The sequence below is a fragment of the Paenibacillus sp. Y930 genome (genome assembly GCF_056786375.1).
Genome location: NZ_JBXCIX010000001.1, coordinates 653,274 through 665,049, shown reverse-complemented (window position 1 = coordinate 665,049; position 11,776 = coordinate 653,274). Strand labels below are relative to the sequence as shown.

The window sequence follows — 11,776 nt, the reverse complement described above, 5'->3', positions numbered from 1 at the left end:
GCAGGATGATGAATATGATTGGAATGAAAAGTTTAAGGAGTTGGTAGCTATGCAAATTTTACAAGCAATGTTTTTCCCACCTGAGCAACCAGGTGGAGTATCTTCAATGGTGCCTTATATTCAAGAGCGATTCAATCAGCTGGAATATGAGATGGAATTATTCTCTTTGCCGAAGCGAATTAGAAATAAAGGAACAGATGACGTCGTATTTACAACCTTCGATGTGACACCGTTTCTCGGGAATGCACTCGTAGATAAATATATCCAAACGTATCGTGATTATTTATGGTGGGTTAAATTGCGTATCAAAAAGTCGTATGATCTTATTCATGCACATCATCCGATTGCTGCACTAGCTATGAAAGCAGTATTTCCCGACACGAAGCTTATATTGACACTCCATTCTAGCTATGAACGAGAGCTTATTTTGAATAAGAAAATAAAGGTCGATGGTATTGAGCATCGATTTCTAACAAATATATATCGTGAATTGGAAGATCGAGCAGATCGGATTTTGACCGTATCGCAAGCATTTCAAAAATATCTCACCGGCTATTTAGATGATGTGAACAGCATTAAAATTATTCCAAATGGTTTTGATGAGAAGCGCTTCCGTCCAATTGCTCATGAGAATGAAGTAGCGCAATTAATATCTGTTTGTCGTCTTGTTCCAGCCAAAGGACTCGATGTATTGCTCAAAGCTTGTGCGAGGCTAAAAGAAAGAGGGCATCCGTTCGTCTTACATCTCATTGGTGACGGTCCGATCCGTAAACAATTAGAAACGATGGCCCAAGAACTTGGATTATACGATGATATTATTTTCTATGGTTATATGCTTCATCCTGAAGAGTTTATGCCTTTCTTTGATATATTTGTACTGCCGTCTCGGGCAGAGGCATTTGGTTCTGTATTTGCCGAAGCAGCGCTTTGCCAACTTGCATTAATAGGGTCAGATGTAGGTGGTATCTCCGAACAAATTGAACATGGAGTTAATGGATTATTAGTGCCTGTGGAGGATGATGCTGCGCTAGCAGATGCGTTAGAAACGGTCATTATTGATCCAGATTATAGATATCAGCTTGCTAGAGCAGCAGCAGATAAAGCAAAGCGAGATTATTCGCTGCAGCGTGTTATCGCACAACTGAACAAAGTATATCACGAAGTTTCCCAGTAATAATAATGAATAGGTGGTGCTGTAATGGCAATTCCGTTTCGCTTTATTCATGCGGCCGATTTGCATATCGACAGTCCGTTCAAAGGATTAACAACTGTACCAGCCTATGTGCGGGAGTCGCTTCTCGAAGCGACCTTCCTTGCATTTAAGCGGCTTATTGATACTGCGATCGCTGAGCAGGTGCAATTTATCGTCGTAAGTGGCGATTTGTTCGATGAAAGTGATCGTTCCTTGAAAGCACAGCTATTCCTTTTGCAGCAGTATGAGCGATTAAGCCAGCATCATATTGAGATCTATATTATCCATGGCAATCATGATCATCTGGCTGCTCAGCAGATCCCATTCCCTTATCCAGATCATGTCCATGTATTTTCGAGTTCTTCCGTTTCAACAATGGCGGCGACGAATGCGGATGGAGCCATACTAGCTTATATACACGGCATATCTTATCCCACTAGACATGTGCTAGATAATCTAGCTCTGCAGTATGCGCGCGAGCCAGAGCATGGTTATCATATTGGGCTATATCATGGTAATGTCGGAAATGTTAGTGAGCATGATCCATACGCACCTTGCCAGCTGTCTGATTTATTAATGCATCAATTCAATTATTGGGCGCTAGGTCATATTCATAAGCGTCAAGTGCTGCATCAATCCCCTTATGTCGTCTATCCAGGCAATACGCAAGGACGACATCGCAAAGAAAGTGGCGACAAAGGTTGTTATCTCGTTACGGTCAATGACCAGCATGAGACAAGCCTACAATTTCTCTCATTAGCGCCGATCAGATGGCTGCAGATTTCATTAGATATTTCATCAATTGAGAATGAAGCCCAATTTATTACTGCTATTGAGCAGCATCTGGCAGCATTATTAGTAGAGCAATCACGTAGTAGCATACTACTTTCAATCGAGCTAACGGGTAGTGGCTACATTCATGAGCTGCTTCAGCAAGCGGGCAATGCTGCACAAATGTTAGAGCATATTCAAGGATTGAACGAAGGCGATACAAGTGGTGAATGGTTATACATTTATCAATTACAACTACATACGCAAATGCAATATGATGAAGCGGCGCTTCGTCAGGAACAGAGCTTTATCGGAGATTTCTTAACGTATTGTGAACAGTTATTGCTGCAACCAGAGCAGGTTCAGCAGTTATTTGTTGAGGCAAAACAAGCGTTACTGCTCCATCAAGGATTGAATCGTTATGTTCGGCAAACGGAATCGGAAGTAGATGAGATGCTGCAACAGGCTCAGCTAGCCGATGCAAAACAATTCGTATTAGAATGGCTACTTCTCCATCAAGATCAAGGAGTGAGCCTATGAAGCTATTAGAACTGAATATTAATGGGTTTGGTCAGCTGCAAAATGTAACCATGCAACTTGATGCGCCACTTGTTGTTGTCTACGGACATAATGAAGCAGGAAAAAGTACATTGTTTCAATTTATCCACACGATGCTATTCGGATTTTCTAGAAAAAATCAAGTAGCTCGCTTTCTGGAACCCGTATACGGAGGAAGCCACGGTGGTAGTATTGTTTTTAAGACGGATAACGATGAAATCTACCAGCTAACGCGTTATCGAGAACAGCATCAAGGTAAAGCACAGCTTGCGCGAGCTGAGAAGGATCATCGTCAAGAAAGATACATCCCGATAACGACCTCATCGATAGTGGAGCAAGCTGCTTTAGAACGTAATTACTTATCGGGTATTAACGCTCGATTATTTCAACAGCTAAGCGCGATTACTTTGAATGAATTACAAGCAACAAGTGTTATGACAGAGAGTGAATTAAGTCAATATTTGTATAACGCGAGCTGGGAAAGTGGTAAGCAGCTTGCCGAGTTAGAGAAGCAGTTAGTAGCAGAACAGGACAAGCTTTTTAAGCCAAGAGGACAAAATCAGCCTCTTATTAAGGAGCTGAAACAATATGAACAGCTGCAGCAGCAATATAAGCAAGTGGAAATGGAGCTTGAACAATATTATGCTGTTCAATTAGAGCTTGAGCAATGTGATCGGCGCCATGAAGAGCTACAGTTACAGCTTGCCTTGCAGCAGAGTACGGTGCAGCTAATGAACCGAGCAATGTCTCAGCGAGAATGGTGGTTAGAGCAGCAAGAGGTTCGTTGGCAGCTTGAGCAGTTACAATATGTCCGAGAGCTACCGCATGGTTTTTCGCAGCAAGTAGCGCAAATCATAGCTGGTGAGCAACAGATTGCAGATGAGCTTAGACAATGGCAAGTCGCACAAGAGCAATTGGAGCAGGAAATCGCAGTTATTAGCGTTGATGAAGCTATGATCGAGCGGGCAGCGACGGTAGAACATTATATACAATTAGGCAACGCCATTATGGAGCAGCAACTACAATTAACGGTTCGCCAGGATGAGCTAGAGCAGCTTGAGCAGGTCGCTCGGGAGCTACAATTACAATTACCTAATTATTGGACCGAGCAACAGTTAAGACAGCTTAATCCGTCAATGGAGCAACTTACGCAGTATGAACAACTAAGATTAACAAAGCAGCAGTTACAGCTTAAGCAGCAGCAGTTCGTTCAAAGCCAGCATCATTACGATCAGCAATTACTGACACTCGATCAGCAAATGACAGTAACGAAAACGGATCTAGAGCAAGTCGCACAACAACTGAAAATCGTTCAGCAACAATATCAATTATTACCACAAACAATATCCGAGCTACATGAAGCAACGATTATTTTAGAAGAAGCATATCGTCAATATGACTATGAAAGAATGAATGAGCAATCGACAGAGCGAAGTATATTGGTGGACAATAATACTGTTCATGCGATTAACGGTGGTGCCAATGCAGCCCGTGACATTAGTAGAGGCAAAGGTGGAAGGTCTCACCACAAGGAATTTGGCTTGATGTCGGTTGTTCTGCTAACTACCTTATCAAGTATCATTGCGATTTTCACGCTTTTAGTAGCAAGTAAAGTTTTCCTTAGTCAATGGAGTAGCTGGTTATCTCCGGTACTTATTATAATGACCTTGATCGTTGTATTAATGACAGGGATGGCTTGGCCTAGTCAGCGCAATAGACAACGATACGGAGAAAAAAAGCAAAGCGGCGAGCAAGTTGAAGGATTAAAAGGTTTATATCGAGCGTTATCACTTATTATAGAACTTAATCAACCGATCAATGAAAGCAATTACTACGATTTTCGCAGAGCGTTGAAAGAACAGATCGGATCGCTGCAATTATTGTTGAATCGGAGGGAACAATTAGAGCAACAGGCTGCAAAGCTTGCACAACAGGCCGAGCAATTGGAATTAGATCAACATAAGATCAATCATCAGCTAGAGCAGCTACAAGCTCAGCTTGATCAAGTTGATCAACAATGGATACAATTTGCCGAGCAACTCCAGTTGCCTTCATCCTGCCAATGTGAACATTTTCAAGAGGTTACGAAGCTGTATCGAAATATACAGCATCACTATTCGAGCTGTGACAAACAAAGGTTGATGATTGCTCAATATGAAGGGCAAATTGATCAATATGTAGATGATGTATATGGCTTAACGCAGCTTGTATGGCTTCATCCACTGCCAGAAGGCACACAACAGCTTCAATTGTCCAATATGCGCAGCCAAATTCAGCAGCAAAAGGAAAGATTGGCGGAGCGTGAATCGCTACAACAACAATTACAGCAATTGCAGAAGCAACAATTGGTTAAGCAGCAGGAGTTGCAGCAATGGCATCAACAATTAGCGCAATGCTATGAGCAGTGCCAAGCTACGACGATTGGTGAACTATTAGTTATTGTAGAGCAAGTAAAGTCATATGAATTATGGCAAGTGAAATACGAGCGATTATCATTACAACGAAAGGCTGGTCTTACTGCTGAAGAAGTTGATGATTTGGATCATATGTTCACCCAGTATGATGGAGATGGAATACGTGAGAAAGCAGTATCCGAGCGGCAAGTCTTAGATGATTTGCGAATAGCGCAGCAGCAGCTATTAGAGCAGAAGGGGAGAATGCTGCAGCAGCGAGAACGATTAGTCAGTTCTGATGAGCATCAACAGCTTCAGATGAAAAAGGAAGCGATCATGACGCAAATTGACACTTATATTGCTCAATATATGAAGCTTTCGCTTAGTAAATTGCTTATTAAAAACACGAAGGAGAAGTACGAACAGCAACGCCAACCTGCTGTACTTCTTAAAGCAGCATACTATTTTGCCAAACTGACAAATGGTTCTTATACGCAAATTATTGGCAATGCAGAGCGTGGAACATTGCAATTACGTGCTGCCAATGGAGCGTTAGTTGAAAGTGAATTACTAAGTAGAGGTGCCTCTGAACTACTTTATTTATGTATTCGACTTGCTATTCATGAGGCAGCGGTCAATCATATTAATTTACCATTAGTGCTAGACGACCCTTGTGTGAATTTTGATATGTTGCGTATGCAATCGGCGATGGAACTATTAAGCGAAATATCTACTGATCGCCAGCTATTGTACTTTACTTGTCATCCCCATACGAGGGATCAATTACAATCCGTATGCGACAATGCAGTTACTATTATGCTTGAGCGATAGTATGGTATGTAAATTCAGTCTAGTTTTTTGCGAGCGATAAGCAGAAACCAACCTAGACTAATAAAACCAAATAACGGATAGAGCGTTGAAAGTAGTACACCAAAACCGATCTGACTTAACAAATAGCACAGAATCAGTACAAACATAACGATCAAATTAATAGATAGCTTCGATCTCTCATGAATTTGTAACGCTAATCCGTACACATCAGCGAGTAATGTTGTGAATACTTCAGCAAATATAATACAAATATAGATGACATAGATGTAGGGGCTTAAACTTCTCGCAATTCCTCCCATAGGGATAGCGAATTGGGTAATACCTGGCATATGGGCTGATAATGCGATATGACCAACCATTAGCATAAAGCCAATTCCGATACCTCCAATGATCGAGCCCCACCTAATAATGATCGGCTTTGATGTTTGTGCACCGATAGGTACAAGAACAGCCTGAGCGAGTGACAGATTGAATGCCGTATAGAGGAATGGTGTACTAACGACTGTCCACAGTGGGAAATCGGTATGCGCGCGTAGAAAGTTGCTTGTATACGGCGACTCTAATGTATCGAAAAAAATAATAAATGTGAACACAAGCATAATAGGAACGACGATTGAATTAACTGCGATAATAGCTGTTAGTCCTTTTCGGAGTAAGAAATAGCAGACAAGACAAGTGGCGATCAAGCCTAGCTGATAAGGCAAATTCCAATTTTCATAAAAAACAGTCCCGGCTCCAGCTAGCATAACAGCAGATACACCGAGCAGGACGACAATCATGAAAATACTAATCAAAGAGCCAAATCGTTGTCCAAATAAAGCAATGTTCAAATCTTCATATGACTTAGCTTTAATCTGTTGAGCTAATAGCATGACTTTATTGCCAAGCCATATAAATAAAAAAGTAGAGGCTATAATTGCGATTGTACCCCATTGGCCATACTTTGTGAAAAATTGTAATATTTCTTGACCAGTCGCAAATCCGGCTCCAACGATCGTGCCCATGTAAATTGCCGCGATTTGTAGCGATTTGATCCAGTCTTGTCTGTTCATAAGCTTCCCTCACTTCAACAATAGGTAGTTCACTTTTATTATTGTATGAAGGGAAATAGACAAGCATGACAAGCATTGGATTTTTGTGCAAAGCTTATGCGATTTGACTTGCAGAAAGTAGCCAAATATTTGGAGATATGACTACATTGCTTGCTAGAAGTGCGAACCTGTGTTATTTTACGTAAAAAGAGAAATTGGCGGAGGGATATATATGGAACAGTTAAAACAAAGAATTTTAGAGGAATCTGCTATTGTATCAAATGATATTTTAAGATTGGATTCAATTATTAATCAGCAAGTTGATCCTTCGCTAATTATGGATATGGGTAAGGAACTTGCAGCACGTTTCGCTGATGAAGGAATTACGAAGGTGTTAACCATTGAAGCTTCAGGGATTCCAGCTGCTTTTGCGACAGCATTACAACTGAGTGTACCATTAGTGTTTGCTAGACGTAAGCAAACCGTTATTAATGATCCTGATTCATATATTGAAAGAGTTCCTTCTTTCACAAAAGGCATGGTATCTGATCTTGTTATATCTAAGCAATTTTTAAGTGAGACGGATAGAATTTTGTTCATTGATGATATTATTGCAAATGGTGACGGAGCTCGTGGTATCGCGAAAATTATCGAGCAATCAGGTGCTAAACTGATTGGGATGGGCATTGTAGTAGAAAAATCTTTCCAAGCTGGCGGAGATTATTTCCGTGAGCAAGGGGTACGTGTAGAATCACTTGTGAAAATTGCTTCCCTGAATTCTGGAGAAGTTATTTTCAAAGACTAGCTTTCCAGTAAATGTAGTTGTGATTACGTTAGTTCATCTTATATAATAGAAGTAATACTGAGAGGAGGCGTAAGCTATGGAACATATTACAGAACAATTCTTCAATGAAAAGATCACTAGTGCAAAGGTATCCTTTGAACGTGCACTAGATTGTAAGCATACAGAATTTGATGATCTATATCCATACATGCTTGAGCATCCTCAATTTTTCTGGTATAAACGTTATGTGGCATGGTCCGAATTACTTACGATCGTTAAGCTATGCAACGAGTTATCCAGTGAATGGAAAGATCAGTTTACAGATAAGCAAATTAATTATATTGAGAAGCAAGTTATGTCTTCTCGTGTATTAGATGAATGGTACGAAACGAATGATTCCAAAGAGCATGCCATTAATGAATAAATAGATCGCAAAAATCTTAATGATTCGCTTGCAAGCGTCCATTGAGATTTTTTTGTAAACCATCTAGCTATAAAAAGTTTTAGGAGCGATTGAAATGATATCTGACGATCAATTGAATGAATACCGTGTTTCAGGTGAAATGGTTCGAGTAGTTCGTGATAATCTTGAAAGTAATGATGTGCAAGGTATTGTTGTAGCTTGGGATGACAGCACTGTCATGGTACGTAAGAAGAGTAGACGAGTGGTTAAGTTAAATCGAGACTATGTATATATTGCTGCGACGGAGGAAAGACCAATTATCGTAAACTAACAAAAAGTTTTAGTAAATGCTTTTGAAGCTACTTTTTGTTTACAAGTAGTAAGTCGGGAAGCTAACAAAAAGTTTTAGTAAATGCTTTCGAAGCTACTTTTTGTTTATAAGTAGTAAGTCGGGAAGCTAACAAAAAGTTTTAGGAGTGATGGTATGAAATGTCCAGTATGTGATCAAGTAACGTTACGTGAAGTTGAGAAAAGTGGAGTATTAATTGATGTTTGTCCTAGTTGCAAAGGAGTATGGCTTGATCGTGGAGAACTAGAGAAATTAATGCAAAGTCTTAATGAGACGCACGCAGAATTTGAACAATTGCAAACACAAGCAGCTGCACAGAATCTTAGAACTCCAAACGATCAATCCTATAATCCCAATGAACAAAGAGCTAATCAAGCCCCATATAGTCAACAATCTTATGGGCACGAGCAACCAAACTATCAACAACCCAACTACCAACAACAGAATTATCAACAACCGAACTATCAGCAGCAACAGCAGCCATATTATAAAGACGGTCATAAGCAATCAGACGATAAGTATGGATACGATAAATACGGTCGTCCATATAAGAAAAAGAAAAAAACAGTATTTAGTGTGTTTGAAGATTTGTTCGATTAAATATATGTTATTACTTGCATGAGCTAAGTCTACTTCGATATCGATAATAAAAAAAGAAGTACGATCTACAAAAGATGGATAATCTTTGGATCGTGCTTCTTTTTGTCTGAATACATAAGTTACTGGAAATAGGGTAATATAATGACAGATTTTCCGAATATGGAAGGTGTTGAAATGATGAAAACCAAAAAAATATCGATCGGTATAACTGCACTTATGATCGCTGTGACATGCTTCATGGAAGGACAAGATAAAGTATATAGTGAGACAATGAAAACGAATACTCATCTGATGGCAATTGTCATTGATGATCTAGGCAATAGTATGGATGGAACAGAGGCGATCTTAAAACTAGATATCCCTATAACAGTAGCTGTAATGCCTTTTCTACCTTCGACAACAAAGGATGCCGAAGATGCATATAAGACAGGTCATGAGGTCATCGTTCATATGCCGATGGAACCGAATAAAGGTTTAAAAAAGTGGTTAGGTCCTGGAGCATTAACGGCTGATCTTACCGATGCGGAAATTCGTCAAAAAGTTGAACAAGCTATTGATAATGTCCCACATGCAGTTGGTATGAATAATCATATGGGCTCAAAAATTACTTCTGATGAACGTATTATGCGAATTGTACTACAAGTGTGTAAAGAACGAAATTTCTATTACTTGGATAGTAAAACGACATCGCGATCTGTTGTGGCAAAGGTAGCGACTGAGTTAGGAGTCCCTTATGTGGAAAATCAGTTATTTCTAGACGATGTTTATAGTGCAGAGCATGTTCACAAACAAATGCAGAAAGCATTTGAGCTTATGGAACGCCAACAAAATACAATTATGATTGGACATGTTGGTGCTCCAGGAAAATACACATCGAGTGAAATATTACGGGCTATACCTGAACTGTTCCGACGCGGTCAACTCGTTCACATAAGTGAGTTAATTCGCAATAGCTTAATTGATCCAGAGATAATGTAGCACTCCGTTTGCAATTGCTGAAGCAATTTTTGTTTGTTCATTGCTTGTGATAAGACGCTCACGATCAGTAGCATTACTAATAAATCCTAGCTCCACGAGCACTGCGGGTGACTTAATATGTTTGAGTAAATAGAAAGTTTTTACTGGAACGACATTTTTGGAAGTGTCAAATAAATCATTCATAGATGCTTGAATGTTAGTTGCTAATAATGCACTTTCTCCAGTGTGCTGATGCAACACAAGTGGACCGTGTGCTCTAGCATTAGTTGTGGCATTAACATGTAAGCTAATGAATACGACATGTTCAATTTCACGAGTTAACCCCATTCGTTGTGACAAGTCTTTAAGATGACGAGATGAGGTTTTATGCCACTGATTATCCTCACTCAAAGCATAGTCATCTGTTCGATTAAGTATCGTCGGAATACCGTTACTTTGTAAGATCACGTATAATTTTTTGGCAATAGCCAAATTAATATCTTTTTCCATTATATTTTCGTAAGAGGCACCACCATCAATACCTCCATGACCTACGTCAATGATTACCGCAGTGGAAGGAAACATAATATCTGTGGAAATTTCATCTTCTGTGTTTGATGCTTGAATTGTAATTGGCGAGAAAATGATAATCGCAATGAGAGTACAAAGTAAAATCTTTAGTTGAACGTAATGGTTTTTCATTCTATTCCAGCCTCTCTTTAACTTATGAAGTGAATATTGATTTAGGATGGCTTTCGGACATTGTTTTCATGCATGAATGGAGTGGAGAGGAAGAGGGGAATACTCTATAGAGGTAGTTCAAGAGGAGGTAATTAATAATGGCTAAAATATCAGGTCAAGAATATGTGCAATATATTACAGAACAGCTTGTAGAATATATGGAGACGCCCGTTGCTGAACGTAGACAAGCAAAAAAAGCAGCCAAAGCTACGAAAGAGCAATGGCTACCGAAATGGTTTGGTGTTGGTGGAGAATCTCTGTTAATGTGGATTAAGAAAAAGGAAAAATAATTTCAGTATTATGGTTTATAGAAATTACCATAGTCTAGCAGGAAATCGTATGGTATATATCTCTTCAAATGTTCATCATCTTGTTGTAGTTCAACATACAAATCAAATAATTCCCACTCCTGATAGCCTGTTACGGAGTAGATAGCTTCGATTTGATCACTCCATATCGAGCTTGTATAGCGTAATTGACTGCCAAATTCAATTAAGTTTTCAATTGAGGTACAATCTTCAAATTCGGAATTCAAGGCAGTCGTTGTTAGCCAAGGCATAACATCATAAGGGGCAAAATATGATTGATAGTCATAACCAGTCAATAAGGCATGAGAGAATACTAATCCATGCCTTATTTGATTTTGTATGGAAACTTTAGCTTCAATTAAATGTTTAGAGCTTAGATCATATTGTTCTGATGTAAATGGTTCGAAATATTGATTAGAATTGTTCACTTGCTGAGATACGACCATATGTAGCGGATCGTAATAACGTAATTTATATCTATTGGTAGATAAATATTGAAGGGAGTCGTCCGAGCCTACACCGTACTCCCCTAGTACATAACCACCATAACCATCACTGTGTATGACCATATATCCGATTGTACCTAGTTTGTGATGCTGAATTAACATTAACCAACTATGTGTTCCTGGACCAAGTGGAGATATCGTAAGCTCCGCATTTTTCCAATTTGCAAAATCAGGTTGATTCGTTAATTCATCGACCCATAATTCCCCTTGTTCTTTAACGGTTAGCGATTGAACATTAGCGTGAATAGTTTCCGAAGTCATTATTGAAAAATTCACGCAGAGCACAGTAGCGATCACTAATCGAATGATCATTTTTGACAATGGTTTTATATGCATTACATCACCTCATTAG

At 39.4% G+C, this 11,776-nt stretch carries 12 protein-coding genes; 9 read left to right on the top strand and 3 right to left on the bottom strand.

Annotation, left to right across the window (positions count from 1 at the left end; translation table 11 throughout):
* Window positions 1-49: 49 nt before the first annotated feature.
* The 3 genes from AC1TO5_RS03250 to AC1TO5_RS03240 are packed head-to-tail and all read left to right on the top strand — an operon-like array spanning window position 50 to window position 5,745.
* Window positions 50-1,174, top strand: coding sequence for a glycosyltransferase family 4 protein (locus tag AC1TO5_RS03250; RefSeq protein WP_482061808.1), 1,125 nt, complete (start codon window positions 50-52; stop codon window positions 1,172-1,174).
* 24 nt (window positions 1,175-1,198) lie between these two features.
* Window positions 1,199-2,503 (top strand): metallophosphoesterase family protein, encoded by a 1,305-nt coding sequence (locus AC1TO5_RS03245; protein WP_482061340.1) that lies wholly within the window; start codon window positions 1,199-1,201, stop codon window positions 2,501-2,503.
* The gene (locus AC1TO5_RS03240; RefSeq protein WP_482061339.1) at window positions 2,500-5,745 is read left to right on the top strand and encodes an AAA family ATPase; all 3,246 of its coding nucleotides are present in this window, start codon (window positions 2,500-2,502) and stop codon (window positions 5,743-5,745) included. Before AC1TO5_RS03245 ends, AC1TO5_RS03240 begins: the two co-directional genes overlap by 4 nt.
* A gap of 14 nt (window positions 5,746-5,759) precedes the next feature.
* On the opposite strand, the gene AC1TO5_RS03235 is transcribed toward AC1TO5_RS03240, so the two are convergent.
* The gene (locus AC1TO5_RS03235; protein WP_482061338.1) at window positions 5,760-6,797 is read right to left on the bottom strand and encodes a YkvI family membrane protein; all 1,038 of its coding nucleotides are present in this window, start codon (window positions 6,795-6,797) and stop codon (window positions 5,760-5,762) included.
* Between the two features lie 211 nt (window positions 6,798-7,008).
* Between AC1TO5_RS03235 and AC1TO5_RS03230 the strand changes: the two genes are divergently transcribed.
* The 5 genes from AC1TO5_RS03230 (at window position 7,009) to AC1TO5_RS03210 (ending at window position 9,890) form a co-directional block, all read left to right on the top strand.
* Window positions 7,009-7,581 (top strand): xanthine phosphoribosyltransferase, encoded by a 573-nt coding sequence (locus AC1TO5_RS03230; protein WP_482061337.1) that lies wholly within the window; start codon window positions 7,009-7,011, stop codon window positions 7,579-7,581.
* Window positions 7,582-7,657: 76 nt separating this feature from the next.
* Window positions 7,658-7,984 (top strand): hypothetical protein, encoded by a 327-nt coding sequence (locus AC1TO5_RS03225; RefSeq protein WP_482061336.1) that lies wholly within the window; start codon window positions 7,658-7,660, stop codon window positions 7,982-7,984.
* 94 nt (window positions 7,985-8,078) lie between these two features.
* The gene (locus AC1TO5_RS03220; RefSeq protein WP_482061335.1) at window positions 8,079-8,294 is read left to right on the top strand and encodes a hypothetical protein; all 216 of its coding nucleotides are present in this window, start codon (window positions 8,079-8,081) and stop codon (window positions 8,292-8,294) included.
* A gap of 153 nt (window positions 8,295-8,447) precedes the next feature.
* Window positions 8,448-8,912, top strand: coding sequence for a TFIIB-type zinc ribbon-containing protein (locus AC1TO5_RS03215; RefSeq protein ID WP_482061334.1), 465 nt, complete (start codon window positions 8,448-8,450; stop codon window positions 8,910-8,912).
* Window positions 8,913-9,086: 174 nt separating this feature from the next.
* Complete coding sequence (locus AC1TO5_RS03210) at window positions 9,087-9,890, top strand: divergent polysaccharide deacetylase family protein (protein WP_482061333.1); 804 nt, start codon at window positions 9,087-9,089, stop codon at window positions 9,888-9,890.
* Here AC1TO5_RS03210 and AC1TO5_RS03205 read toward each other — a convergent pair.
* Window positions 9,867-10,571: an N-acetylmuramoyl-L-alanine amidase family protein gene (locus AC1TO5_RS03205; RefSeq protein ID WP_482061332.1), complete on the bottom strand. Its 705-nt coding sequence runs from the start codon at window positions 10,569-10,571 to the stop codon at window positions 9,867-9,869. The genes AC1TO5_RS03210 and AC1TO5_RS03205 overlap by 24 nt on opposite strands.
* A 137-nt stretch (window positions 10,572-10,708) precedes the next feature.
* Here AC1TO5_RS03205 and AC1TO5_RS03200 point away from each other — a divergent pair, with 137 nt between their 5' ends.
* The gene (locus AC1TO5_RS03200) at window positions 10,709-10,900 is read left to right on the top strand and encodes a YqzE family protein (protein WP_482061331.1); all 192 of its coding nucleotides are present in this window, start codon (window positions 10,709-10,711) and stop codon (window positions 10,898-10,900) included.
* Between the two features lie 8 nt (window positions 10,901-10,908).
* Here AC1TO5_RS03200 and AC1TO5_RS03195 read toward each other — a convergent pair whose 3' ends face one another.
* Window positions 10,909-11,760 (bottom strand): hypothetical protein, encoded by an 852-nt coding sequence (locus AC1TO5_RS03195; protein WP_482061330.1) that lies wholly within the window; start codon window positions 11,758-11,760, stop codon window positions 10,909-10,911.
* Between the last annotated feature and the right edge of the window lie 16 nt (window positions 11,761-11,776).

Bases quoted from the DNA above. Each gene is read 5' to 3' on its own strand.
- AC1TO5_RS03205 (WP_482061332.1), bottom strand. From the start codon at position 10,571: ATGAAAAACCATTACGTTCAACTAAAGATTTTACTTTGTACTCTCATT.
- AC1TO5_RS03195 (WP_482061330.1), bottom strand. From the start codon at position 11,760: ATGCATATAAAACCATTGTCAAAAATGATCATTCGATTAGTGATCGCT.
- AC1TO5_RS03250 (WP_482061808.1), top strand. From the start codon at position 50: ATGCAAATTTTACAAGCAATGTTTTTCCCACCTGAGCAACCAGGTGGA.
- AC1TO5_RS03245 (WP_482061340.1), top strand. From the start codon at position 1,199: ATGGCAATTCCGTTTCGCTTTATTCATGCGGCCGATTTGCATATCGAC.
- AC1TO5_RS03225 (WP_482061336.1), top strand. From the start codon at position 7,658: ATGGAACATATTACAGAACAATTCTTCAATGAAAAGATCACTAGTGCA.
- AC1TO5_RS03235 (WP_482061338.1), bottom strand. From the start codon at position 6,797: ATGAACAGACAAGACTGGATCAAATCGCTACAAATCGCGGCAATTTAC.
- AC1TO5_RS03200 (WP_482061331.1), top strand. From the start codon at position 10,709: ATGGCTAAAATATCAGGTCAAGAATATGTGCAATATATTACAGAACAG.
- AC1TO5_RS03230 (WP_482061337.1), top strand. From the start codon at position 7,009: ATGGAACAGTTAAAACAAAGAATTTTAGAGGAATCTGCTATTGTATCA.
- AC1TO5_RS03210 (WP_482061333.1), top strand. From the start codon at position 9,087: ATGATGAAAACCAAAAAAATATCGATCGGTATAACTGCACTTATGATC.
- AC1TO5_RS03240 (WP_482061339.1), top strand. From the start codon at position 2,500: ATGAAGCTATTAGAACTGAATATTAATGGGTTTGGTCAGCTGCAAAAT.
- AC1TO5_RS03220 (WP_482061335.1), top strand. From the start codon at position 8,079: ATGATATCTGACGATCAATTGAATGAATACCGTGTTTCAGGTGAAATG.
- AC1TO5_RS03215 (WP_482061334.1), top strand. From the start codon at position 8,448: ATGAAATGTCCAGTATGTGATCAAGTAACGTTACGTGAAGTTGAGAAA.